The organism is Acidobacteriota bacterium (assembly GCA_016712445.1).
Classification (GTDB): Bacteria; Pseudomonadota; Alphaproteobacteria; order Caulobacterales; family Hyphomonadaceae; genus Hyphomonas.
This window is the reverse complement of record JADJRB010000002.1, coordinates 1-22,323: the sequence shown is the minus strand read 5'-3', so window position 1 is coordinate 22,323 and position 22,323 is coordinate 1. Positions and strand designations below refer to the sequence as shown.

The following is a 22,323-nucleotide window of genomic DNA, read 5'->3' as shown; positions in this document are numbered from 1 at the left end:
ACCCTTCAGTTCAGGGAGACGCTCGAGGTCAGGCCGTCAGAGAGACCAAACAGGGTCGGGCCCGTGACGTTGGCAAAGAGCGAAAATGTGGTTTCGTTGTTGGTGGCATCGAAGCTCGGAGCGCCAACCGACCCATCGACGCTGGTGCCGTTGATGGTCAGGCCCGTGACGAAACCGGCGGCCTGATTGCCCGAGAAGATCATCGTGTAGGCCAGCGCCTCATTGGGGGCGAAGCCGTAGGAATAGACCGCCTTGACGGTCGCCCCGTTGAACAGGGCCGGGACCGGCGCGATGGACCCGAAGTTGACATAGAGCCCGACCGAGGCGTCGTAGCCGCAGTAGTAGGTGCTCAGTTTGCCAATCTCGGCATAGCTGCCGCGGGTCACCGTGAGGCTTGCGCCACCCGCGCCCAGCAGCATGCCCATGATCCCGCTCATCAGCTGATCCCGGCGCCAGAGATGAACCAGACATCGGTCCCGACTTTGAGCAGGGTTGCGACGCCCCGGACCGCAATCGTGCGGTTGCCGGTGTTGCTGCTGCCGGCCTGATAGAGGGTGACGCCGGCCGCTGAGAGGGTAATTGGCGATGTGCCAGCATTGACGATGGTAATAGCTGTGCCGATCGCGAAGGCCGCCGCCGCATTGGTCGGCAGGGTGATGGTCTGGACGCCAGCGTTGGCGCTGAAGATGTGTTTGCCGACGTCAGCGAGGCTGAGCGTATAGGCGCCGTTCTGGGCGTTCTGCGGCACTTCGCGGTAGCCGATGGCATAGCTCGTACCGGCGCTGTCCCTGACCGTGGAGGCCGACGCCATGGCGGTCAGGGTCTTGTTAGTCAGGGTCTGGGTATCGGTGGTGCCGACAGCCGCCCCCGCCGGGACCGCCTTGGCCGCCCATTGATCGAGGGCGGCGTTATAGGCCTGGACCTGGGAGCCGATCACGAGGCCAAGATTGGTGCGAGCATCGACGGCGGTTGCAGCACCGGTGCCGCCATTGGCGATGGCCGCCTGGCCGGTGAGCTTGGCGGCGGCCAGAGATGTAATCCAGGCCGGGTCGGCATAACTGCCCGAGGTCAGCACCGAGTTGCCGCCCTGGCTCGGGGCGCTCAGGGCAACAGTCCAGGCCGCGATCGTGCCGCTGCCGCTGGTCAGGCCGACATTGACCACCAGAGCCCCGGTGCCGCTCGTATAGGAGGTGATCTGGCCGTGCATCCAGTTGGCGGGTGTGGCTGTGCTGGTGATCGTCACCCACTGGCCGATGACGAAGGCCTTGCCGGTCTGGACGGTGAGCGACTTGGAGCCGGTGCCGATCGCAAGGCTCGTGGTGCTGGTCGCGCTGGTTCCCGGCGCATTGACGGCGGTGGCTGCGCTGGATGAGGCGCTGACCACATAGCCGTTGACCTCGGTGGCGAGCGAATTGGCCTCGGTCGCAAAGGTCGGCAGCGCGCCCAGGAAGGCGTCGGCGCGCGCGTTGAAGTTCGCCGCATCCGTCCGGGACGGGGGCGTTGGCAGGGATGTGATGGGCATGGGGTCTCCTGAAAACTCAGGTCAGGCCCTCGATGGTCAGGCTGCAGTAGCTGACCGTCGGATAGGCGATGTCGATCGAGAACTCTTTGTAGAAGCCGTAGACGGTGAGGCTCTCGAAGCTCTCCGAACCGATCCACAGAACGGGCGTGGCGCGAAGGGCGGCGAGACTCCGGTGGATGTCGTCGATGGCGTCGGTGGCCAGGACCACCTTGGCGGTCATGCGTTTGGCGAAGGCCCGCTCGACCACGGAAGTCACCCCGAACTGGTCGGTCTCTTTGCGGCTGTAGTCGATGATGCCGATGTCGGCCCCGTGCTCGGTGTCGCCGAGAGACAGCTGGCGACCGACGAGCAGCGTGCCGCAGGAGACGCTGTCAGCTGGGTTATCCCGGGTCAGGGTCACGCTGAGCTGGCCCGCCGCATAGACCGGCAGGTCCAGAAACAGCATCGAGGTCTTTTGGCCCAGCGGCTCGAAGAACCAGGAGAACCAGTTGTCGATGGCAACGCCGCCGACATTGAAGGTCTGGCTGCGCGAATAGACCTGCACGCCGCCTGCCGTCAGGGTCACGGTGGCGCTTTCCGCCTCAGTGTCGATCAGAGCCAGGGCGTCGATCGCGCCCGGGGCCAGACCCACCTGCAGCGAGGCGGCCCTGCTGGTGGCGGTGCCGACGCGGGCGTCGAACATGGCCCAGCGGTTGGTGGGACCCAGATCCAGCCATTTGGTCGGATCGGTGGATGGGCTGACATTGGTCGAGGCCGCCAGCGCCTCATAGCGGCGATGGGTAGCGGTAAGGATCACCCGGGCGCCGACCGTATAGGCGGTGACTGACGACCAGGCGGGATAGTCGGTCTCGGGCGCGGTGCTGCTGGTCAGCATGGCGTCGGTCAGGGTTGTGGGTCGGATCAGTCTCATGCCGCCGTCCTCACCGCGATCGCATCACCGTCCGGCGTGACCCGCTCGAGGATACGGGCGGTCTTGCCAGTGCCAGAGGCGATGGCCGCCGACGCGGTCATCTGTTCGGCGCGCAGGTCGCTCAGCTCCTGACGCAGGCCTTGAAGCTCATCGATGATGGCGAGCCCGCTGTCATTGGCTGCGGTCGTGACGCCGGGCGTCTGGCCGGCCGCGAACTGGTCCCACCAGCCGGGCTGCGAGACGGCGTCGGTCGTCGTCCCCCCAGTCCCGGCCATGGCGGCGATGATTGCCAGCGTCTCTTCGAGGCTGCCGGCGGTCTGGCCCTGAATGCGCGCCAGACCCTCGGCGCTGGTCGCCATATTGCCAGCGGCCGTGAGCAGGGCCTGCGACAGGCGCGGCAGGGACTGGGCGGCCTCCTGGTCGCCGGCCCGAGCCGCGGCGGTGGCGGCATTGAACTGTGCCAGGGCATCGCTGTAGCTGACCGAGCCGCCGCCCATAACGCCGCGGATGCGTTTGACCTCGGCGATGAGACTTTCGGTGATCTGGGTCCAGGCGCTGCGCAGTTTCTCGGCTGCGGCAGCGGCCTCGCTTGCGGCCTTGGCCTCATCTTCGAGCGCCCAGATCTGGGTCTGCAGGGCGCGGTTGGACGCGTCCAGCGTGGCCAGTTCCAGAGCCCGAAGCGCAGCGGTATCGCCGCGCAATTCCATCAGCCGGCGTTCAAGGCCAAGCCGCTCGTCAGCAATGGCCGCGGCACTGGCGGCGTCCTGGGCCGCCCCGATCAGGTCGGCAAAGGCTGGGGCCAGTTGCAGCAGCGCCGCATAGGCCGCGCGCCCGGCCTCAGTGGTCAGGTCCTGGGCTTCGACGAGGGCGCGGAAGGCCTCGATGCTGCCGGGCATGGATAGGCCCAGCGCCTCAAGCGCTGCGCTCATCTGGGCAGTGCGGGCCGAGGCCTGCTGCGCGCTGGTATAGTAGAGGGAGAAATAGTCGTTGGTGGCCGATACCATGTCCTGGGCCGTGCCGAAGAGATCGACCAGGTCCAGCGAGGCGGCGACGCCAAGCGCGCTCGCCTGATGGCCCAGAAGCTGCAGAGCCTGGCTGACCGCCTCGACGCTGGAGGCCACCCGCACCAGGGTCTCGAAATAGCCCTCTCCGACCTTCTGGAACTGCTCGAGCCCGCCAATGGCGTACTGCGCCATGCGGTCAGCGGCCGCCCCAAACACCGCGGCCAGCTTCTCCTGGATCTGCTCGGCGGTCAGGCCCTTGAGATCAATCTTGCCGATGTCGATGACGAAGGACTTCAGACGGTTCTGCACCTCGTCGAGCGAAAGGCCGAGCGGCCCGGCGGCAGCCGAGATGGCGTCATAGAAGCCCGAGAAGATCAGTGAGAACTGGCGCTCAAGCTCGGGGCTGGCGTTTGAGAACTGGGTGCTGGTCGAGCTGCCGACACTGATCCCGAGGAACTTCTTGGTCTTCTTGATGTCGCTGAAATAGCTGGCGTCGAACCCGCCGCCCAGCACATCGCCCAGCGACTGGGCGCGTCCGAAGATGCCCTGGCCGGTGATCGAGGTCTTGGTTCCAAACAGTGAGCCGATCAGCTTGCCAAGCAGGCCGGTGATCCCGCCTAGGAGGCCGCCGATCAGCGGGATCTTGGCCAGCACATTGCCCACGCCCTGCATGGCCTTGGAGATCGAGCCCGCGATCGGATCAGACTTGAACCCGGTGACGACACCGGCGGCGGAGCTTTCCGCGCCATTGGTGCGCACGATCAGATTGGTCAGCCCGCCGAGATTGGCCTCGATGTTGCGCAGCGAGGCCAGCATGGCCGACGAATAGCGCATGGTCAGGGTGTCGACTTCGCGCAGGCGCTCCAGTGCGTTGGAGATGCTCTTGGACTGGGCATCGGCATCGCCAAAGACGGTGCCGGTCCCGGTATTGGTGGGAGCCGCGGCCTTGCCGCCGCCGCCAAAGGCCCCGCCGATGGCGACGCCGAGCGAGGCGACCACGGCAGCGGTTGCCGCGCCCGCAGCGATATTGAGCGGAAACGGCATGGAGCGAATGGCGTTGATCACCGCCTCGACCGCCTTGATGCCCGTCGTGATCAGGCTGTTGCCCTGTTCGATCCCGGCGCGGGCGGTGTCGGAGGCGGCCTGGGCGGTATCGCTGCCGACCTTGGCGGCGGTCACACCGCCGATGAGGCCAATGCGGACCGCGGCATTCTTGATGGCGATGGCCAGCTCAAAGGCGCGGAAGGCCTTCTCGGCCGCTTCGAGCGCTTTGTAGCCCTTGGAGCCCTCCTTGAAGAACCCCTTCGCCGCCCCGGCGAGGTTGCCATAGTGGTTGATCTCCGAGGCCGTCATGGCGTTTCGGGCAGCGGCATATTGGAACGAGGTCTTGCCGTATTCGGCTTGCGCGTCTGCGACGCGCTGGGCCGCAGCGGTCTGCTGCGCGGCGTAGCGGGCAAACTCGGCCGCCACTCCACCGATCGCCGCACCGACGGTTCCGAAGGCGTCGGACATGCCTTGGGCAGCCTGCTGGGTGAGGCTGGCCATCTCCTGCAGGCTTTCAAGATATTGCTGCTGCTGGGCCAGACCAAAGTCGTGCTCGATCAGGGCCGCGCGGGCGGCGTGATAGCGGTTCCAGGCCTCCACTCCGCGCTCGAGCACGATCTGCTCGCGCTCAGCTTCAAGCGTCGCCAAAGCCTGAGACTTGGCCGACTGGCCCAGAAGCAAGATCTGAAGTTCCAGAGGGGTGACGGTATTGCGCACGAACTCGACGGCGTTCTGGGCGCGGGTCGCGGCCTCCCAAGCTTGCCCCGCCTGAATGATCGCAATCCGGCTCTCATCGGTCGGCGCGCGCAGGGCCGCCATGGCGACCTCCAGACGTTTGATCTCGATGGCGGTGCGACCGATCTTGGCGGTCTCCATGACGAGGGCCGCCGCATAGTCACGGGCTGCCTGCAGGGCGCGCTCGGCCTCGTCGGATGCGCTGTCACGCCCCCGGCTGCCGGCGCGATCTGGCCGGTCGCCGCGGATCTCGGCGGCGCGTGCGGCGATGCGCGTGCGGGCGGCATCGAGGGTGTTCTGACGCCAGCGTTCAGAGAAGGCGTCCAGCATCCCCTCGGCATCGGCAAAGGCTGTGGTGAACTCGCCCCGGACCGCATCGGCCATCCGGCCCGTGCTGCCGGCAAACCGGTTCTCAAGGCGGGGCAGCACGACCTGGTCCATCTGGGACAGCAGCGGCAGGCCGACCACTTCAAGGACGGCGTTGGTTCCAGCGACCAGGGCGTTGATGGAGGCGATGGCGCGGTTGGCCATGGTCTCGACCGCCGCGATCAGCAGATTGGCCGCACCGATCGCCGCTTCGCCGATCACGCCCGGCAGACCGTTCCAGACCACGCGGATGGCGTTAAAGCCGCCGACCCAAGAGGCATAGATGACCGCCAGAGCGATCTTGCCGACCTCCAGCACCTTGCCGAAGGCGGCGACCGCCCACTCCTTGATCGAGGTGAACACCGGGCCGAGGTTCAGGCCATCGCTGATGGTCTTCCACAGGCCCTTGAACACATCGCCCACGGTGATGCCGACAGGGCCCAGTTCCTTCATCTCCTTGGCGGTCAGGCCAAGGCTGGCGGCATAGCGGTCAAGCTCGCCTGTTTGTTTGACGCTCGACTGGAACATCTTGAAGGCGCCGAAGGCCAGGGCGGCGGCAGCGGCGGCGGCCAGTAGATAGGGGTTGGTGAGGACCACCATGGCCGCCGTTGCAGCAAGGCCCACCAAAGCCCGCGCCATGCCGCCGATGCCAAGGCCGGCCTGCATGGCGATCTGGCCGATCTGCGAGCCCTGCTGCATGAAGACTGTCATCGGCTTTTGGCCAGAGAAGAGCCCGACCACCATGTCGTTGAGCTGGTAGACGAGGTTCTGGACCTGGTGGCCCGCGAGCCGGGCCGAGCCGCCCATGCGGGTCATACCGCCCGTGCCGACACCGTTGAGGGCACGGTCGGCGCGGCCCGCCGAGGCCTCGATATCGCCCATGGCCCCGCCTACCGCGCGGCGCATGTCGCCCATCTCCTTCTGGAGCCGGGCGATGTTGGTGATCATCTCGATCTCAAGGGTGCCCGCTTTCATGGTCTGGGCTCCCTTCAGTTCGATGTGGACATGGCAATGGCGCGGAAGGTCTGGGCGACCTTTCGCGACAGGGCTTCACGATCAAAGTCGGTAGACGGACTGTTCCAGGGCGCGGGACAATCCGCCTCCCGGGCTCTGTGGCTCTCAGCGACAAACTCCAGCGACAGACGCCGCAGCAGGCGTGTGACCCACGGGTCGAGCGCGATGCCGAGGCATTGTTGCCAGTGGTCGATCTCGCGCCAGGACACCGGAACAGGCCCCATGGCGCCGGCCTCGGTTGGCCCGACCTCCATCAGATAGTCGACCACCCATGGGCAGGAGACGGGCGGCATGTCTGGCTCCAGCCCGTCGGCGGCAAGCCGCTGGAGACGGGTCTGGGGCGCAGGGTCCGGTCCTGATTTGAGGTGTTTGTGCGCCTTGGTGGTTGGCGCTGCGCCCAGCCAGGCAAGCTGGCGGACGTAGAGGATCAGCTCGCGGCCGAGCTCTTCGTAAAATTTGCCCAGTCGCCGATATGGGCCCCGACCTGGGCAGCGATGAAGCCGATGGTCGGGTCCTCATAGGCTTTGCGGAAATAGGCTGCGCCCTCCATCCCCTTGGCGGGCGGATAGGCAAAGCCGTTGAAGCTGACCGTGCAGGCGGCAAGGAACTCGGCCTGTTCCAGAGCCTTTTCCTCGGCCGACTGGTCCATGCGCCCGCGCTTCTTCAGCTTGTCCATGATCAGGTTCTGCTGACGGGCCTGGGCGCGCTGATAGACCTTGGTGCCGGGGCCATAGACCGTGATCGAGAGGCGAGCACCCTTGTCGTCATAGAGGGGCTCGTCGTCGCCGCCGACCAGTTCGACCGTGGAGGTCTCATTGGCGGAGAGTTGGGTGATGTCGAACATCTGGTGTCCTTCGAATGGGGGGATGCGGGGAATCAAGCAGCCAATCACCGCAAATCCTGCGGTGATCAGCGCTCATCAGGGGGCGAGGACCTCGACCACGCCGATACCGGCGGAATTGGTGGTCAGTTCCAGGGTGACGCTGGCAGTCGTGATCTGATCGACCGAGCCGATGTTGACCTTGAAGCTCATCACCTGGGCCTGGAAATAGTACTTGTCGCCGTTCTGGGTGGTGACGAGGAAGCTGTAGTCAGCGTCCGCCAGCGATGCGGCCTTGAGCAGGATCTGGCCGGCATCGTCGGTATCGAGGCCCAGACCGATGGTCATGGTCCCCTGGTTGAAGCTGCCCTTCTTCTTGACCACGCCGCGGCTACCGACGGGATTGAAAGTCACCAGGGCATATTCCCGGCCAAACTCGCCCAGATCAGTGACCTCGCCAATGAGCGTCATCGTCAAGGCGTTGTAGCCGGTGGAGTCAAAGGTAGCGGGCGTGGCAGCCGACACTTTCAGCGTCGTGCCCGCGGAGGTGCGAACCGTCATGGGAGTATCCTTCTAGGGTCGGGGGTTGTTCAGACGGTCTCGAGGAACGAGACGCGCAGGTCCTGGGTCTGGATGAAGATGCCGGTCTCAGGATCGGTGAAATCAGGGCCGGCGGCGTCGGTGTGGACGACCACGTTCTCGATGCCCGTGACCGTGGGCATCTGGTCTGCTGTGGCGGCGCGAGCTGCCCTCATCAGCGCCTTGGCGGCCGGATAGGTGGCGGCCAGAACGCTGATCTGGACCCGCTCGGTCACCTGCCGGCGGCTGCCGGGTTTGAGGATATTGCGGTCGATGCCGCTGATACTCATCAGGGCGATGGCGGGAAGGTTCGAGCCTTGCGGCAGGACGCCGGCAGTGATGCGGCTCTCGGGCACCAGGGCGGTGAGTGAGGCGTTCCCGGTCAGCAGGGAGCGGACCGCGACGACCCCGTTCATTCCTCGGTGTCCACGCTGAGCGTCGGCGCGCGCAGATCGCCGATCTGGAAGCGCTGGGCGATATAGGCGCCCATGGCCGCGACCGCTTCTTGCGCCTTCTGATCGAGCGCCGGGCGCAGGAAGGGTTTGGGGGCATGGCCCGGGTGATGGACCATGGGCCCGACGAAATTGCCGCCGATCACCAGGCTGCCACGGGCGACCATCTTGTTGATCGTGCCCATGCTCAAACGCCGAGGACCGCGCCGGGTGTTGCGGATCGGACGGGCCTCCTCGGCCACTTTGATCAGGTGGGGCGAGACGCCGTATTCGATGAAGGGGCCGATGTAGGAGCCTGGACCGCGCAGTTTGACGTAGGAACTCAGGCGCGCGCCCTCGGTCCGCGTGCCAATGCCGATGGCCCGGCGAAGCTGGCCGGATTCCACTGGCACATTGGCCCGGGCCTGCTGCTGAATGACCTTGGCCCCGGCGCGAAGACCGCCGCGGATGATGTTGCGCTCAAGGTTTTTGGGCAGCTGGTCCAGCAGGGCCAAGAGCTCAGGACCGCCTGACAGTCTGATGGTCATGGCGCGTCTCCTTCGGTGGAGTGGTCTTCCACGATCAGTTCCATCGCCTCGCGTCGGCCGAGCATCGCCGGCCCCGAGATGATCTGCATGATCCGTCCACCGATGATCAGCCGCATGTCGGCGGACAGCCCCGGTAGGTAGCGGACCCGGACCCGGGCCGGCCGATTGGCGATCGTGATGGTCTCGGCCAGCCGTTCGGCACGGCTTGGCAGCACATCGCGCACCTCGCCCCAGACATTGGCGAACAGAGACCAGGAGGCTTCTTGAGTGCCGTAGGCCGGATCGAGGGTGACGGTCTTGCGCTCGATCCGCACGCGGGTGTCGAGCATTGAGGCTAGATCCATCGGGCGGCCAGCTGGCTTGCCAGGGTGTTGAACGCCAGACATGCGCCGCCCTCCCGGTTCTGGAACTCGGAGGCTGCTTTCACGAGGATGGCGGCCCGAGCGATCAGGAAGTCCGGGTCAGTCTCGGCGAAACCCGCCGCAAGCGTGATGGTGATCAGCCCGTCACTGCCGAGCGTCGGCCAGACCTTGCCCGTCGCCGGGCGGATACGGGTCAGGCCGTGCCGACGGCGCACGACGTAGTCGCCGGCCGCCAAGGTCACGACCGCTCCCGACGGCCCCACATACTGGATCTGGGTCACGGCACAGGGCCGGACCGGGACCGCGATCTCCTCCTCCCAGGCCTCAAGCTCAAGGCTCAAGGTCTGGGGGCAGAGGCGAAGGCCGGTCAGCAGCTCCAGTTCGGCCTGGGCCGCATCGAGCTTGGCGGTCAGCAGCAGATCCTCGTCGTCGCCGTCGAGGCGCAGCTGCTGGCGGGCTTCCTCCAGGCTCACCGCGCGGCAGGCCGGAGCGGTGAGCGTGGTGATCATTTGGCGCGGGCCTTTGGGGTTGGCGCGGGCTCGGCATCAGCCGGCCCATCTTCTCCAATTCCACCATCCACAGGCACGGCCAGGCCGCGTTCGTGCAGGATGGCGCCATCGCCGTCGTTGATCTCGAAGGTCTGGCCGGGCTGGATATTGTCCGGCCCGACCGCGCTCACATGAAGCGTACCAATCGCCTTCATCAGCATGGTGCTCTCCTTGCAGGATTACGGAGCGGTCGCCGCGGTGGCGGCAGCAGCGAAGGCGCCCTTCACGAAGGCCTCGGGGCGATACACCGCGAGCGCCAGACGCTCTTCGGCCAGGATCGTCACGAGGTTCTTGCGGAAGTTCTGGTCGTCCTCGGTGGAGACCTCGACGCGGGCATCCCAGCGATCAAAGATCTGGGCCCCGAGCCGGAAAGCGCCGGTCAGGAAGTTGCCCTGGGAGATCGCCTGGGTGGCGACGATCGGCAGGCTCCACAGGGTGGGCGCAAGCGCGCCCTGCGGATTGCCGATCAGATAGGCGCCGGTCGTCTCCTTCAGGAGCTCGATGCTCGCCCAGTCGGCCGGGTGCAGGACCGCGCCCGTGGTCGGAAGTTCCGCCAGAGCCGATTTGAGGACGGCCAGGCGCAGGACATCGATGCGGGTCACGGGCGCTGGGATGGTGATAGGCGCGGTGAAGGCCGAGGCCTGGGTGTAGATGCCGTTGAGGTCCGTGCCGGTGCCGCCGCCGTTGAGCAGCTGGTTTTCCTCGACCAGGGCCAGGCCGTAACGCAGACGTCCGTCGATATAGGACTGCAGCATCGGCGCATCATCGAGAATCTGGCGGGTGGCCAGGACCCAGTGGGCGATGGTGGTGACGCTGGAGGTGGCGATGTCGAACTTGATGTCCGACTGAGGCTTCAGCGCGCCGGTCGTTTCTGAAACGGTAGCTGCGGCGTTGGTGAACCCGGTCTCCTTCACATACTGCACCGAGGTGCTGGAGGTCCGGCCCGGGGTGAGCAGGTCGCGCACCGTCAGGCGGCGCTGGCCGGGGGCCAGAATGCCGGGCAGACGGTCCGGCACGATCAGATCGCCGGCAGAGCCCATCGCGTCCGTGGTCAGGGAGGTGATGATCGCCTTGACCTCGACACTGGCCCGGCCGCGTGAAGCCCGGGACGCCAGGAAGGCCTTCATCTCGTCGGCGGCCAGAACCTGCTCGCCGATCGAGCGGGGGCGGGTCTCATCATCGGCGCCCTTGCGGGCGATCTTCTGCTCCAGCTCGTCGAGCCGGGCCTTGGCCTCGTTCATGCCGACAAGGGCCTCATCGGCCAGTTGCTTGGTGGCGGCCGAGAGGTCCTCGCCCTTCTGGGCCTTGCCCAGCGCTTCTTCAGCGAGGGCTTTGACCTGGTCGTGCTTGGCGTCGAACGCAGCCTTCACTTCGCCGGCAAGCTGCTCGGCGGTTTTGGTATCTGTCATGGATGTCTCCGGATGTTGGGGGTCAGGCGCGGACGGATCTGGCGAGCGCCGAAAGGAAGTCGTTGGAGGGACTGCCGGGCTCGCCCCGGAGCAGAGAGCTCAGGCCTTTGCCGGCGATCGCGGCGGCCTGAGACTTCGAGAACCCTGCCTCGCGCAGGAAGTCCTCAAACTGGGAGAGGCTCGGCAGCTGGCCGGCCTCGATGATGGATTTGACCGAGGTGATCAGCGCCTTCTCATTCATTGGAATGGTGACGAGGCTGACCTCGTGCAGGGCGACCTCGATAAGGTGGCGGGCCTTGCCCACCAGCCGCTCGCGAATGGCGCGGTAGCCGATCGAAAGGCCGCCAATGGCGCCGTCCTTGACCAGGCCGTGGGCCTCGCGGCCGGTGCGGGTCGACATGGAGAACCGGCCCTTCACGAGCAGGCCATCGCTGGTCTCCTCGAACCCGGTCCAGACGCCGGCGGGGCGTTTCTGGTCGTGGTACATCAGCATCGGCACCGACTTTCGGCCGGCAATCGATGCGGCGATGGCCCCGGGCAGGATCACGTCGCCGCCGAAGTCGAGATTGCCATAGCCGGCGGCCAGACCTTCGATCTCGCCGTCATCGGCCAGGGCCTTGGCGTCCAGAATGAAGTCCAGCTCGCTCATTGGGGACCTCCTGAAGGTGTGGCTTGCTGCTGCTGGCCGGCCTGCGTGATCGGCACGTTCTGCATCTGCATGCGGGGCTCATCGCCGCCCTCGACGGGGGGCAGGTTCTCGAGGCTGCGCACCTCGTTGATGGTCATGACGCCGTTGGTCAGCATCAGCTGGTAGAAGCTGGCCCGGGCGGCGCTATCAGCGCGCAGCAGGCCTTCGAGATTGAACTCGATGGTGATGCCGGCCAGCCGGTCAGCGACCGACAGGAGCTGCTTTTCCAGCGCCTGTTCGATGCGTTTTAGCCGTCGGCGCAGGGTGAATTTCTGGAAGCCCAGGGTCTGTTGTTCGAGCCCGGTGCCCCAGCTGGTGGTCTTTTCGGTATGGCCGACCATGAATGGCGGCACGCCGAAGAAGCGGCAGACTTCCTCCACCGAGAAGGCCCGGCTTTGCAGCATCTGGGCGTCTTCGGGGCTGATCGAGAGCTGGACCCAGTCCATGCCGCGATCGAGCAGCATGGGCCTCCCGGCGTTGATCGCGCCTGCGAACTTCTCCTGCAGCAGCTCCTCGGCCTGTTTCCTCTGGTCGATGGTCAGGGTGTCGGCGGTCTTCAAAAGCCCCGATGGACGCACCCCGTTGCGGAAGGTGTCGCCCGAGGCCCGCTCGATGGCCTGGGCCAGACCAAAACTCTGGCGACCGGCGCTCAAGGTGGAGAGCCCGCCCAGCGGATTGCCGCCAAAGCCGCGGATGTGCAGCACCCGGTCCTGGCCGGCGATGATGCGCCGGCCCTGATCGACCCACTCATATTCCAGAGCGCCGGTATCGAGGCGGCGGACGGTGACCAGTTCTGGCGTGATCGGCACGCCCAGAGCGATGATCCGGCCATTACGGGCCCGCACCACCTCGGCATAGGCATTGCCGTGCAGCTCCAGCGAGGCGCAGACGAACTCCCAGAAATCCAGCGCCGTCTGGTCGGCATTGGGGCTGTCGTGAAGGATACGGTAGAGCGGATGATCACTCGCCACCGTGCGAGCGCCGCCGCGGGTGCGGTAGACCATCAGCGGCAGTGACGCGATCGTACCGGCCAGCAGATTGACGCAGGCCCAGGCCGCCGCCAGCCCCAGCACCGAGGCGGTATTGACCGTCTCGCCGCTGGAAGTGGGGACGCTGCCCAGCGCCCGGTAAAGACGCGGGTCGGTAAGGCCGATGGAGCGCGCCAGATAACTGACGGCCTTTTGAAGAAGGTTCACGCGGCCAGGCTCTTGAGCCAGTCGTCGATCGTCGCGCCCGTGTCGCTGGCCATGGCTGCTCCAATCGCCATGCAAAGCGCCACGGCTGCGTCGATCTTGTTGGTGGCCCTCTGTTTGGAGAGCCAATAATTGTCCCAGCGGTCGGTCTCGATGACCGCCGACATGATCGCCGAGATCAGAACCGGGCTCTTCTGCAGCCGGATACGGCCCTCGAGCATCATCTCTTCGAGCTGGCGCACCGAGCCTGGCATCCACAGGCCCTGCGGCTCGCGGTCGGCGCTCTTGGCGGCCAGTTTCATGGCCTCGGTCGGCTTGCCACGCTTGGTGCCGCCCTGGGGGTGCTCGACGAACTCAAGATTGAGCCCGACCTCGGCGATGTCTTCTTCGAACCGGCGAAAGGCGTAGCGGTCGTAGGCGACCATCTGGACGTCATAGTCGCGGTCGTATTCGGCCAGTGCCTGGGCAACGTGCCTGAAGTTGATGTTCTCGCCCTGCGGGGCGTGCAGGAAACCGTCCCGCACCCAGACCGGATAGGGCTGCTTGTCGCGCAGTGCCCTGGCCGCCAGTGTGTCGCCGGGCGTCCAGGCTTCGATCCAGGCGTCAAAACAGGGTTTGCCGTCGCGCTCGCCGGTCCTTTGAACGGCGGCGAGCGCGGTGATGTCGCGGTTCTGGCTAAGGTCGAGCCCCAGCCAGACTTTTGCGCCCGGCGTGGGCGTGATCTCGCAGAGCAGCGGCTCCAGCGTCGCCCGCGTCATCCAGGCGGTCTCGGCGTCGGTCCAGACGCAGAAGTGAAGCCGCAGGATGCCGTTCAGCTGGCCCGGAATAGACCGGGCCTGGGCGACCACCTCGGAGAGGTATTCGGCCGTGATGGTCACGCCCAGCAGTGGGTTGGCCTTTATCCAGCAGCCTGGGTCGTTCAGCGGATCATCGCCGTCGTCGAGGGCGCAGACGTAGGAAAAGGTAGTGTCGTCCAGGACCTCGCCCAGATAGGTGGGGTCGGTCAGGGCGTCGATATTGCCGGCGGCCACCTTTACCGCGTGTTCGTGTTCCTCCCAGGCGACCGAGTTCCGGTCCGAGCCGGAGTTGGTGATCATGAACAGCAGCGGCTCGCGCCGGAACTTGAAGCCGCGCTCCAGCATCTCGATGATCGAGCGGTCGGGCAGCTCGTGGATCTCGTCGGCCAGAACGAAGTAAGGCCGAGGGCCCGAGCCGGTCTTGCCGGTATCGCGCGACACCGGCCGGAAGAACGAGCCCGACCCATGGTGGGCGATGTTGAACTCGCGCCCGGGACCGCCGGAGAACTCCAGCCGTTTGGCGAGCGCCGGAGACTGACGCACCATCTTCACCGCGTCGGAAAAGAGGATGCCCGCCTGTTCGCGCTTGGCGGCAGCAGCATAGATCTGGGCCCCGGCTTCGCCCGCGGCCGTCATGCCGAAAAGGCCGATGCCGCCGGCGACCGGGGATTTGCCGTTGCCTTTGCCCTGCTCGATGTAGGCCCGGCGAAACCGGCGTCGTCCGTCGGCGCGTTTCCAGCCGAACAGCGAGCCGATGATGAAGGCCTGGCTGGGTTCCAGATGGAACGGCTGGCCCTCGAACTGGCCCTCGGAGAGTTTGAGCACCTCCTCGAAGAAGCCGAAGGCATGGGCCGCGGCGTCTGGATCAAACCAGATGCCGTCGGATCGTTTCAGGTCGTCCAGGTGTCGGCGGCAGGCGTTGCGGACATGGGGTCCAGCGATGATCTCGCCAGCGACCACGGCCCTGGCATAGGCGCTGGTGCGGTCAGCCGAAGAAGCGGTCGGCGGGGTCGGCGTTTTGCTCGCACGCCTTGGTTTCGATGCGGGTTCTGGCACTGGGCGTCATCCCGAACTCGGCGGCGTAGCGCATCATGTCGGAGGCGGCCTTGTTGGCTGTGCCCACGAGCGGGTTCTGGATGGCGTTGCCGTTGGAGGTCTTGATCATCAGGCCTCCGGTCAGCTGGTCCTTCTCGGCCATCCTCGCGATCGCCCGCTCGGCCTGGACCCAGCGGCCATAGGCCTGGGCGTAAGCGGCGAGCGCAGCGCGATCGACCTCCGAGAGAAGCCCGATCTTGTGCAGCCAGCTGGCCACCCGGTGCCATTCCTCCAGCGCATCGGCGGTCAGGTGCGGCGGCGGATCTGGCAGAGCCGGAATGGTCTTTGCCTCTTTGCGATTAAGCGGCCGCTTGCCGCGGTTGCCCTCGATCAATTTCAGATGGGTCGGCTTGGGTTTGGTCCCGGGTTTCATCGGTCATGTCCTGGCCTCGTCCAGCGGCAATCTCGGCAAACCCGCGCCCATCGCCCTCAAGCGTGGCGGCTTTGCCGGTGAAGTCCTGCCAGCGCTGGACGATGACGTCGGCGTATTTGGGATCGAGCTCCATCAACCGGCAGCGCCGGCCCTGCTGCTCGCAGGCGATCAGGGTCGAGCCAGAGCCGCCGAAGAGATCAACCACCAGGGCGCCGCGGGCCGAGGAGTTCAGCAAGGCGCGCTCGATCAGGAGTGTCGGCTTGGTGGTGGGGTGAAGATCGGAGACCCGTGGCCGGGCGATGTTCCAGATGTCCGACTGCTTGCGATCCGGCACCTGCATGATGCGCGGGCCGTCCTCGTTCCAGCCGTACCAGAGGGGCTCGTATTGGGTGTGATAGTCTTTGCGGGAGAGGACGAGCGCGTCCTTCACCCAGATGATGGTCGAGGACCAGTGGAACTTGGCCTCGCGCAGACCCTTGTCGATCGAGGGCCACTCCTGGGCGCTCATCACCACATAGGCCAGCGCACCGGGCTTGGTGACGGCGTAGAACGAGGCGCAGAAACCGGCCACGAACTGGGCCCAGTCGGCCTCATCCATATGGTCGTTGAGAATCTTGCGGGGCTTGTAGCCCTGTGCGTTGCCGGCTTTGACAGCGCCGTAGTTCACATTCCAGGGCGGGTCGGTGAACAGAAGGTCCCCGCGCTCGCCCTGCATCAGTTTGTCGACGTCGGTCTGAACGGTGCTGTCGCCGCAGCAGAGGCGATGGTCGCCCATCACCCACACGTCGCCCGGTACCGAGACCGGAACCAGCGGCACATCAGGCACCGTGTCCGGGTCGGTCAGACCCTCGCTGCTTTGCGCCAGAAGTCCGGCCAGCTCCTCGTCGGAAAAGCCGGTCAGGCCAAGGTCGAAGTCGAAGGCCTGCAGATCGGCAAGCTCGACGCGGAGCAGGTCGACGTCCCAGCCGGCGTTCAGCGCCAGCTTGTTGTCGGCCAGCACATAGGCGCGCTTTTGCGCCTCGCTCCAGCCGGTCGCGACCATCACCGGGATCTCGGCCAGGCCAAGTTTGCGGGCCGCCAACACCCGTCCGTGGCCGGCGATAAGGCCGCCGTCCTCGTCGATCAGAACCGGCACCGTCCAGCCCCATTCGCGGATCGAGGCGGCGATCTGGGCCACCTGTTCGTCGCTGTGGGTGCGGGCGTTTCGGGCATAGGGAACGAGCGCCGAGACGCTCCTGCGCTCGACCTGATCGGCTGGCCATTGTGTCATTTGACCCCCGGTCGCTAACTCGCGGTCGTGAAAAGTTTGGACCATGCGCGGTTTCCACCCCGCAGGGCCCCGAGTTTCGACCCACCCCCCGGGGGCTCAGCCGATGGGCCAGCCGTCCGAGCCGGTCGGAACGATCCTGCGATGACCGAACTGCTCAGCCGTGCGTGCCTGGTGGCAGTCGGCGCAGAGGCAGCGGATGTTGCTGTCGTCGTCGCTGCCGCCCTGGGTAAGCGGCACGATGTGGTCGGGCACTGTGGCTTCCCGAACGATCCCTGCGGAGGAGCAATCGCGACAGAGAGGTTCAGCTCTTAGGCGGAGCAACCGTTTGGCGACTGCCCGTCTACCGCGTAGTCTCTCGACCATAGCAACTCAAAGGGATTGCCGTGATGCCAGACGACTTCGACAAGATCATGGATCAAATTGGACGACTGAGTGCCCGTATCAATGAAATTGCAGATCGAGAGGCTGCCTCGGCCTTAGTGAATGGGTGGGCTGCTCAAGGCGGACTAATGCCCCAAAAAGAAGCATTGATCCGGAAGGTGGATGAGCTTCTCGATGAGCTCCTAAAGTAGGGCCCGAAACGAACAACGCCCGAAAGCCATTGGCTCCGGGCGCAGTTCTCAAGTCTCTATTTCGGAAGGTTTAGAGTGTTCGCCTAGTGTCGTCAATGTTGAAAACACAGAAAGCGCAATAATATCAGTTTGTTACGAGCCTTGCCTAGCGAGTTAAACTGATCACGAACCATCGGTTCTGATGTGGAACAGCTTCCGCAGGGCTTCAAGACCCTGAACCAGATTGCCGATGTCCGCAGCCGGCCAGCCCGAGGCGTCCTCGTCGGCAATGACAACCCGGTGAACGAGATCGATGGCCGCACGACCCCCGTCGCAGCCGGGCGCGCAACCACAGTACCGCAGCATCAGCTGCACGCTGGCCGCCTGCCTGCGCACCTTCTCGATCAGGTCAGGAGCGTGGACAACGTCACCACTGGCAAAGATGCCCTCGTTGATCAGCAGGGCCATCATCGAGCGTGGTTGATCGGTGGGCAGCCCCATGATCGCCCCATAGCGGCCCATGGTGGTGGCATAGACCTGGCCGGCCGAATACTGGTCGGCGGTGATCAAGGCCGCAGAAGGCCAGCCGTCCCAGCGCAGATCCCAGCCGCTCATCACGGGCCTGCCTGGCTGTGACCCCATATTGCCGACGCCGGGCTTCCACCACCGTGGCGAGGACGTCAGCTTGGGGTCTCGCCGGTGAAGGGCCTGACCAGTTTTCCGCAGGGGTGGCGTTTGCCGGATTTTCGTTTGCGTCCCTTGGCCATGGGCTCAGCCCTCGACCTTGGGAGAGCCGCCATAGAGCTTCTCACCGATCTGGCGGATGAACTCTTTCTCGACCCAGTTCAGTCGATGGTCGGAGGCGCAGACGGCCAGAACGCCCATCTCGCGCCAGCCGTCGCGTTTGACCTGTTCTGGGTCGCGGCGCTCGCCGCCATAGCCGCGCGGACACCAGTTCATCGCACACCTCCGCCGGTCTCGATGGCCCAGAGCAGGATGGCGATGGCATCGGCTTCGTTGTCGTCGGCCGGCGAGAAACCGCGCGACTGTACCGCGGCGATCATCGCGGCCTTGTCGGCATTGCCGCGGCCGGTGGCGGAGGCCTTGATGGTGCCGACGGGTACGCCCTGATAGGCGACGCCGTGTTCCTCGCACCAGGCGGTCAGCTGGCCCAGCAGGCCGCCATAGACGTGCGCGGCGTCGGTGCCGACATGGCGGCGGACCTCCTCGAAATAGACCGCGCCTATGGGGCCGGCATCGCTCTGCAGCTGCTCAAGCCAACGCCTGAAGCGCAGATAGCGCATGCCGCCGCCGTCGAACCGGGAGGACTTGAGGGACAGGCAGCCGCTGGTGATCATGCCCATCGACCGCAGGGCCCAGCCGGTCGTGGTGCCGAGGTCGAGGGCGAGGACCGTCAGGTCGGGGTGACGGGTCGTGACGGTTGTGACGGCATCTCCATTATCGGCCTTAGAGGCGCGCGTGTACGCGCGTGTAACGCCTATAAGGGGGAGACCCGTCACAACCGTCACCGATGGCGAATTGGTCGACATTGTTCAGAACTCCATGGCGGTTGAATTGGCTGGGGCATCGCGCAACTCCAGGCCCCGGAAACCCCTGGCCGAGTTGGTGTTGGCGCGCGTAAATCCGCGAGCGGTGAGGGTTTCGGAGAAGCGCTTGTTGGAGCCGGCATATTCGCCATTGGCATCGGCCCAGCTCTTCCAACTGGCGTAGAGCGCACCCGACGTCGCCTTGCAGTTCGGGCCGAGGTTGCAGCGCTCATCGAGCCACCGGCCGACCGCATCCTCGGCGTCGAAATACTCCTCGGTCGCAGCCAGCACCGACGCCGGCGGCTGCAGCCCGATGCGCTGCCACTCCAGACAGCCCTCGAGCGCCCAGCGCAGGATGCCATCGCGCTCGGCCAGCAATCGGTCAGGCAGGCGCTTGTCACGCTTGGCGGCCGGGATGGTGACTGTGAACGGGATCATGTGCAGACGACGGCGCATGGCCTCGTCGACATTGCGGATCGACGGCTTGTGGTTGCCGACTACCAGCAGCTTGAACTGGGGATGAACTCGAAGAAGTCCTGGCGCATGAACCGGGCGGTGATCTTGTCGCCGCCGGTCAGGGCTTTCAGCTTGCTCTCGGCCCAGCGGCTGCCCTGTTCGGTCTCGATGGCGGTCACGACGCGCGCGCCGCGCAGGCTGGCCATATCGGTCGGGTGGCGATCTCCATGGCTGGCCATGAACATGTCCATCGCCGCGACCGTGGCGTAGTCGCCCATCATCGCGGTCAGGGTGTTGGCGAAGACCGATTTGCCGTTGGCGCCGGTGCCATAGAGGAAGAACAGCGCGTGTTCGCTGGTCACGCCGGTCAGGCAGTAGCCGGCCATGCGCTGCAGATAGAGCTGGAGCTCGGTATCGCCGCCGGTGACGGTGACCAGGAACTCACGCCAGACCGGACAGTCGCCCTGCGGCGAAGCGCTGGTGATCTTGGTCATGTAGGAGGGCCGATCGTGCGACCCGCCAATGGCTGTGTGCAGATCCACCACGCCTGCGGGCGTGTTCAGCGCCCAGGGATCGCGGTCCCAGACCTCGGTCGTCTCCGCATGCCGCCGATCGGCCCGCGCGATGCGCTCGACCGCCGCAATCGTCGAGGCCGACGACAGCTTGGCCTTCAGCTTGGCGCTGGACGCCTTGCGCGCGGCCGACCGGCAGACCTTGCGGGACAGATCGTAGGCCTTCAGCGTGTCTTCGCGCACCCAGACCGTGCCGGTCCAGGTCAGCCACTGGCCCCAGGCCGCGACGTATCGCCAGTCCTGCGCGTGCTGGCCGGTAAAGACCTCAGCGAGGGCATCCTCAGTCAGTTGGACCGGGGCCGCATCGTCGCCGCTGTCACCGCCGCCGCCTGTCGGACCGCGATTGCCAGTGTCGTCGAGGTAGTCCTCGCCGTAGCGGGCGCTGTCGAGCTTCCAGATCTTTTCGGCTTCCGACGTGAGCCGGGTCCGCTCCACGGCGGGTCGATGCGGGCGTTGTTGTAGTCGACGATCTCCTGCCAGGCCTGGGTGGTGGTGACGTGGCCCTCGCGGCAGCGCCTGATCCAGTAGCCAATGATCCGCGACAAGGCATCAAATCGGGTTGTGCCGTCGACACCCCCTTCGCGCACTGCGCGGCCGAACAGCTCGGTCACGGTTCCAGTGCCGGTGCCAGCGTCGTTGTAGTCAAACTCTGAACTCGCCTCGCCCTCGAGCAGGGGCATGGCCAGAACCGCTTCGACCAGATCGCTGAGGTCGTGGTCGCGGTCGTGCTGGCTGAGGATTTCGACCAGTCGCGCCGTGCCGGATTTACCGTGAACAGAGCCTGCCACGCGGATGGGCTGATGCGGCGACCGGAACGACGGGTCGCCACCGACCTTGCTGGCGATCATGTGACGGGCTCGGCAGACCGTGGCGATATCATCGCCCTCGGCCGGTTCACTCAGCCGCCAATAGAGGTGCAGCTTTCGCTGGCCTTCAGGAGTGACTCCGCCCGACGCGACCACCAGACTGGGGTCACCCAGATGACGGGCCAGGTGTTCCTGCTTGGCGGCAATGTCGCCGTGGTCGAGATCGACCAGCACGACCTGGGTCTGCACGATGTGTTCGGCCCGGGTCACCAGATGCCGCAACGGTGCCGGGCACCACGAACAGCGCCATGCCGTTGTCGGTAGCCCATCCCGCCTGGATAACCAGCTTGTCCGCCAGCGCCGCGTCACACTCCATGAAGGGCGTGTGCGGCATCTGATCGCCGCCGCCTTTTTCCGCGAGCGCGCGAACCGGGACGAGGTGGTCGCAATAGCCGAACACCATCTGGGTGAAGGCCGCGATCATCTCGGGATTGGGTTTTACGCGATCGGCCGCGCCCTGGCTGTCAGCCGCAGTCATGCCCAGCACCTCTGCCTCCAGGCGCACCAGGCGCATTCGAAATGTTCGGGATCGGCGGAGACGCGCGGCAGCCATTCGCCGGCGTCGCAGGCCTGAAGAATGCGAACGGCCTTGTCGCTGGCCACCTGCGCCAGAGCGCCGTTGAACGGCACCAGCTCGTGCCAGAGCTCGCAGGTGTCCTTGTTCACGGCCGTGAAGACCGCCGGATGCTCGGTCAGGCCCAGATAGGCTTGGTAGAGCGCGATCTGGGCCGCATAAACCGGCTTCAGACCGTGACGCCGCGCTTGACGATATCGCGCCAGTTCTTGGCGTTGGCGGATTGCATTCCCACAAGGCCGGGACTGCCAGCCCATCGGGCGCAGCGACGATGACGCCGTCTATGTGTCCACGGACACGCCCGCCAGCCACCGGAAACCGAACTGGTCGCCGGACGCGTTGCGGGTGCGCAGATCAAATCCCGCCTTGGTGATCCAGTCGACGGCCAGGTCCTCAAAGCAGTGGCCCGCCGCAAAGATGCGCAGGGTCTTGCCGGTGAACTCGCCGCCGCCGGGTCGCGAGGAACCTGCAGGAACTCATACTGCAGTAGCCGCGAGCAGCCTTCGCCAAGGCGGCTCCCGCCCAGGTACTGGCGTGGTTCGCGGGCGCCGTTCTCCGCGGTGAGCACGGCATCGATGCGCGCGTTGACCTCGTCGGCGAAGCCGGCGGCTTTCGCGGTGATTGAAGTCAGAGGTCCGGTCATCAGAACGGCACCTCCGGGGCGCTATCCCGCATAGACTGCAGGAAGGCCCCGACGGCGACCTGAGCCATGTTCCTGGCCTGGAGACCGGTGACGTCACACAGCCGGTGTTCCCAGCCGATCTCCGCCATGATCTCGGCCATGGCCTTCAGCCCGGCGCTCAGGGCGGCGGTTTCGCGCTCGTCCGGATCAACCATGAGCAGCACCTGTGGACAGGAGCAGCAGCGAGACAGGCAGATGATTCGCTGTCGTAATGGTCGCGCAGACGACCATCGCGGGGTCGCCGTTATGATTGAGGCCGACAAGACGGTGGCAACAGCTGCTCCGGGACATGGCCCGGCTAGTTCAGTAGGCGCAGAAATTCGGGCATGCGACAGGGCTCCAGCTAGTCCTGTCACCTACCGGCACG

General features: G+C 65.8%; 25 protein-coding genes and 2 pseudogenes. 1 reads left to right on the top strand and 26 read right to left on the bottom strand.

Going from position 1 to position 22,323, the window contains the following annotated elements:
* Nucleotides 1-5: 5 nt before the first annotated feature.
* The 19 genes from IPK75_13070 to IPK75_12980 form a co-directional block, all read right to left on the bottom strand.
* The gene (locus IPK75_13070) at nt 6-437 is read right to left on the bottom strand and encodes a hypothetical protein (GenBank protein MBK8199283.1); all 432 of its coding nucleotides are present in this window, start codon (nt 435-437) and stop codon (nt 6-8) included.
* Nucleotides 437-1,522 carry a hypothetical protein gene (locus IPK75_13065; protein MBK8199282.1) on the bottom strand — a complete coding sequence of 362 codons (1,086 nt, stop codon included), beginning with the start codon at nt 1,520-1,522 and terminating at the stop codon, nt 437-439. The genes IPK75_13070 and IPK75_13065 overlap by 1 nt, the downstream gene beginning before the upstream one ends.
* A gap of 16 nt (nt 1,523-1,538) precedes the next feature.
* On the bottom strand, nt 1,539-2,432 hold the full coding sequence (locus IPK75_13060; GenBank protein MBK8199281.1) for a carbohydrate-binding protein: 894 nt from the start codon (nt 2,430-2,432) through the stop codon (nt 1,539-1,541).
* A complete protein-coding gene (locus IPK75_13055; protein MBK8199280.1) occupies nt 2,429-6,556 on the bottom strand; it encodes a phage tail length tape measure family protein in 4,128 nt (1,375 codons plus the stop codon). The genes IPK75_13060 and IPK75_13055 overlap by 4 nt, the downstream gene beginning before the upstream one ends.
* 14 nt (nt 6,557-6,570) lie before the next feature.
* Complete coding sequence (locus tag IPK75_13050) at nt 6,571-6,888, bottom strand: hypothetical protein (GenBank protein ID MBK8199279.1); 318 nt, start codon at nt 6,886-6,888, stop codon at nt 6,571-6,573.
* Between the two features lie 134 nt (nt 6,889-7,022).
* A complete protein-coding gene (locus tag IPK75_13045) occupies nt 7,023-7,439 on the bottom strand; it encodes a hypothetical protein (GenBank protein MBK8199278.1) in 417 nt (138 codons plus the stop codon).
* Between the two features lie 75 nt (nt 7,440-7,514).
* Nucleotides 7,515-7,976 carry a hypothetical protein gene (locus tag IPK75_13040; protein ID MBK8199277.1) on the bottom strand — a complete coding sequence of 154 codons (462 nt, stop codon included), beginning with the start codon at nt 7,974-7,976 and terminating at the stop codon, nt 7,515-7,517.
* Between the two features lie 29 nt (nt 7,977-8,005).
* The gene (locus IPK75_13035; GenBank protein ID MBK8199276.1) at nt 8,006-8,410 is read right to left on the bottom strand and encodes a DUF3168 domain-containing protein; all 405 of its coding nucleotides are present in this window, start codon (nt 8,408-8,410) and stop codon (nt 8,006-8,008) included.
* Nucleotides 8,407-8,973 carry an HK97 gp10 family phage protein gene (locus tag IPK75_13030; protein ID MBK8199275.1) on the bottom strand — a complete coding sequence of 189 codons (567 nt, stop codon included), beginning with the start codon at nt 8,971-8,973 and terminating at the stop codon, nt 8,407-8,409. Before IPK75_13030 ends, IPK75_13035 begins: the two co-directional genes overlap by 4 nt.
* Nucleotides 8,970-9,317, bottom strand: a complete 348-nt coding sequence (locus tag IPK75_13025; GenBank protein ID MBK8199274.1) for a head-tail adaptor protein — start codon at nt 9,315-9,317, stop codon at nt 8,970-8,972. The genes IPK75_13030 and IPK75_13025 overlap by 4 nt, the downstream gene beginning before the upstream one ends.
* Nucleotides 9,308-9,844: a phage head-tail connector protein gene (locus tag IPK75_13020; GenBank protein MBK8199273.1), complete on the bottom strand. Its 537-nt coding sequence runs from the start codon at nt 9,842-9,844 to the stop codon at nt 9,308-9,310. The genes IPK75_13025 and IPK75_13020 overlap by 10 nt, the downstream gene beginning before the upstream one ends.
* The gene (locus tag IPK75_13015; protein MBK8199272.1) at nt 9,841-10,044 is read right to left on the bottom strand and encodes a hypothetical protein; all 204 of its coding nucleotides are present in this window, start codon (nt 10,042-10,044) and stop codon (nt 9,841-9,843) included. The genes IPK75_13020 and IPK75_13015 overlap by 4 nt, the downstream gene beginning before the upstream one ends.
* Nucleotides 10,045-10,062: 18 nt before the next feature.
* Complete coding sequence (locus IPK75_13010) at nt 10,063-11,292, bottom strand: phage major capsid protein (protein ID MBK8199271.1); 1,230 nt, start codon at nt 11,290-11,292, stop codon at nt 10,063-10,065.
* Between the two features lie 22 nt (nt 11,293-11,314).
* Nucleotides 11,315-11,941 (bottom strand): HK97 family phage prohead protease, encoded by a 627-nt coding sequence (locus tag IPK75_13005; protein ID MBK8199270.1) that lies wholly within the window; start codon nt 11,939-11,941, stop codon nt 11,315-11,317.
* Nucleotides 11,938-13,176: a phage portal protein gene (locus IPK75_13000; protein MBK8199269.1), complete on the bottom strand. Its 1,239-nt coding sequence runs from the start codon at nt 13,174-13,176 to the stop codon at nt 11,938-11,940. Before IPK75_13000 ends, IPK75_13005 begins: the two co-directional genes overlap by 4 nt.
* On the bottom strand, nt 13,173-14,930 hold the full coding sequence (locus IPK75_12995; protein MBK8199268.1) for a terminase large subunit: 1,758 nt from the start codon (nt 14,928-14,930) through the stop codon (nt 13,173-13,175). The genes IPK75_13000 and IPK75_12995 overlap by 4 nt, the downstream gene beginning before the upstream one ends.
* A 25-nt stretch (nt 14,931-14,955) precedes the next feature.
* A complete protein-coding gene (locus IPK75_12990) occupies nt 14,956-15,438 on the bottom strand; it encodes a phage terminase small subunit P27 family (GenBank protein MBK8199267.1) in 483 nt (160 codons plus the stop codon).
* Nucleotides 15,365-16,708: a site-specific DNA-methyltransferase gene (locus IPK75_12985; GenBank protein ID MBK8199266.1), complete on the bottom strand. Its 1,344-nt coding sequence runs from the start codon at nt 16,706-16,708 to the stop codon at nt 15,365-15,367. The genes IPK75_12990 and IPK75_12985 overlap by 74 nt, the downstream gene beginning before the upstream one ends.
* A gap of 96 nt (nt 16,709-16,804) precedes the next feature.
* On the bottom strand, nt 16,805-17,071 hold the full coding sequence (locus IPK75_12980) for an HNH endonuclease (GenBank protein MBK8199265.1): 267 nt from the start codon (nt 17,069-17,071) through the stop codon (nt 16,805-16,807).
* 23 nt (nt 17,072-17,094) lie between these two features.
* Here IPK75_12980 and IPK75_12975 point away from each other — a divergent pair, with 23 nt between their 5' ends.
* Nucleotides 17,095-17,280, top strand: a complete 186-nt coding sequence (locus IPK75_12975) for a hypothetical protein (GenBank protein ID MBK8199264.1) — start codon at nt 17,095-17,097, stop codon at nt 17,278-17,280.
* Between the two features lie 162 nt (nt 17,281-17,442).
* On the opposite strand, the gene IPK75_12970 is transcribed toward IPK75_12975, so the two are convergent.
* The 7 genes and pseudogenes from IPK75_12970 to IPK75_12940 all read right to left on the bottom strand — a co-directional run bounded on the left by IPK75_12970 (nt 17,443) and on the right by IPK75_12940 (nt 22,111).
* A complete protein-coding gene (locus IPK75_12970; GenBank protein MBK8199263.1) occupies nt 17,443-17,874 on the bottom strand; it encodes a hypothetical protein in 432 nt (143 codons plus the stop codon).
* Nucleotides 17,875-18,030: 156 nt separating this feature from the next.
* Nucleotides 18,031-18,219, bottom strand: coding sequence for a hypothetical protein (locus tag IPK75_12965; protein MBK8199262.1), 189 nt, complete (start codon nt 18,217-18,219; stop codon nt 18,031-18,033).
* Nucleotides 18,216-18,677, bottom strand: a complete 462-nt coding sequence (locus tag IPK75_12960) for a hypothetical protein (GenBank protein ID MBK8199261.1) — start codon at nt 18,675-18,677, stop codon at nt 18,216-18,218. The genes IPK75_12965 and IPK75_12960 overlap by 4 nt, the downstream gene beginning before the upstream one ends.
* Before the next feature lie 135 nt (nt 18,678-18,812).
* Nucleotides 18,813-20,359 (bottom strand): annotated as a pseudogene (locus tag IPK75_12955) (hypothetical protein).
* A 447-nt stretch (nt 20,360-20,806) separates the two neighbouring features.
* Nucleotides 20,807-21,178, bottom strand: coding sequence for a hypothetical protein (locus IPK75_12950; protein ID MBK8199260.1), 372 nt, complete (start codon nt 21,176-21,178; stop codon nt 20,807-20,809).
* Nucleotides 21,175-21,942 (bottom strand): annotated as a pseudogene (locus IPK75_12945) (hypothetical protein). The gene IPK75_12950 and the pseudogene IPK75_12945 overlap by 4 nt, the downstream one beginning before the upstream one ends.
* A complete protein-coding gene (locus IPK75_12940) occupies nt 21,917-22,111 on the bottom strand; it encodes a hypothetical protein (GenBank protein ID MBK8199259.1) in 195 nt (64 codons plus the stop codon). Before IPK75_12940 ends, IPK75_12945 begins: the two are co-directional and overlap by 26 nt.
* Between the last annotated feature and the right edge of the window lie 212 nt (nt 22,112-22,323).